Origin of the sequence: Terrisporobacter muris, from assembly GCF_024621905.1 — a bacterium.
In the GTDB taxonomy this organism is placed as follows: Bacteria; Bacillota; Clostridia; order Peptostreptococcales; family Peptostreptococcaceae; genus Terrisporobacter; species Terrisporobacter muris.
The window spans coordinates 1-1,445 of sequence record NZ_JANKBY010000545.1; the positions used below are offsets into that span (position 1 = coordinate 1).

At 25.2% G+C, this 1,445-nt stretch carries 2 protein-coding genes; both read right to left on the minus strand.

Annotated elements, in window-relative coordinates; all coding sequences use genetic code 11:
- Positions 1–28: 28 nt before the first annotated feature.
- Positions 29–637, minus strand: a complete 609-nt coding sequence (locus NSA58_RS20125) for an NUDIX hydrolase (protein WP_039680849.1) — start codon at positions 635–637, stop codon at positions 29–31.
- 22 nt (positions 638–659) lie between these two features.
- A complete protein-coding gene (locus NSA58_RS20130) occupies positions 660–839 on the minus strand; it encodes a hypothetical protein (RefSeq protein WP_257560924.1) in 180 nt (59 codons plus the stop codon).
- Between the last annotated feature and the right edge of the window lie 606 nt (positions 840–1,445).

Genomic DNA, 1,445 nt, shown 5'->3' on the forward strand with positions numbered 1-1,445 from the left:
AAGGATTTATGATTTCTATTTCAATAAATTATATAAACATTTTTTCCCCTAAAACAGAAAATGATTGTAATGCTAGATAGGCTCTAATATCTAAAGAAATAATATTATTTTTTATTATTTCTCTTGCCTCTTCCTGTGAAATTAAAATAGCTTCAATATCTTCATCATCTTCTAAAAATTTATTACTAATCTCACCTTCACATATACAATAAACAAATGCTGCAGATTCATCTGTCATTCCTGGTGATAAATATACTTGATTGCAACTTAGATCTTTTTTTATTTCTATTACATCTAAACCAGTTTCTTCCTTTAATTCTCTTTTTACAGCACTTTCAAAATTTTCATCATCACTATCTACAAGCCCTGCTGGCAATTCATAAATATATTTATTTATAGGCACCCTAAATTCTTTAATTATAACTAGCTTTTCACTATCTTTATGATATGCACATATTATTACAGCATCTACTTTATCCTTTTCATTATCAAAATAAATCCCTTCTAATACCTCTTTTTTCTTTCTTGATGCTACTGTCCAACTTTTTTCTTTATTACTTTTGTTTAAATATTTAACATTATATAAACTTATAAATTTTGTTTCTACCAATGATGTAATATCTTTTATTCTACCCATAATTACCTCCTAATTAAATAAATTAAAAATTAATTTCTTTATTATCTTTATCAACAATACCAACTATTACGTCACAATTAAAAATTTCAGTAAACAAATTTGCCAACTCATCCCTAGCTTTTACAACACTTTCAAAGTTACTATGTCTAAATCCATCTATAGGAACAAAAATATTTCTTGTTTTAGATATAATCTTACCCACTTCTACTTGTCTCCATATCCACCTTCTAGTTTTCACATATTTATACTTGGAAGTTTTTTATTTTTTGCCACCCTAGATGTCATAGCTTCTATAGAACTCATCTACTTATTATGGTTTATATTTAACTCTCTAAAAGCTTCTCTATATGATAGCATCTTTTACCTTTTTATTTACATAGTATTCTTCAACTCTTTTAATATTATCATTTAATAAATTATTTATTTGTTCTATGTTTCAACTATTATCAATTCCTTTTGCAACTACAACTCCAAAACATACATCTCCCAACTCACTAAAAACTTCATCACTAACTTTAAATTTCATTTTTTTCTCCTGTCTTACCTTTTTAATTTTGCACAGATAAGGGCAACTATAAATTACTATTTTCCATAAGTTTTTTATTCAATAAGATGTCTTTTGTATACCCACTTTCTATAATTGTACTTTTTTAAACTATAATTTAATTACAAGATTATAGTAGTTAGTATGTTTATAACTGGATTTAAACTACGAATGATACTGTTCTTATTTGATATACTATCTACACTTTTTAAATTATAAATGGACTGTACGAAATTATTTTACATATAAACATTCCCTAATTAT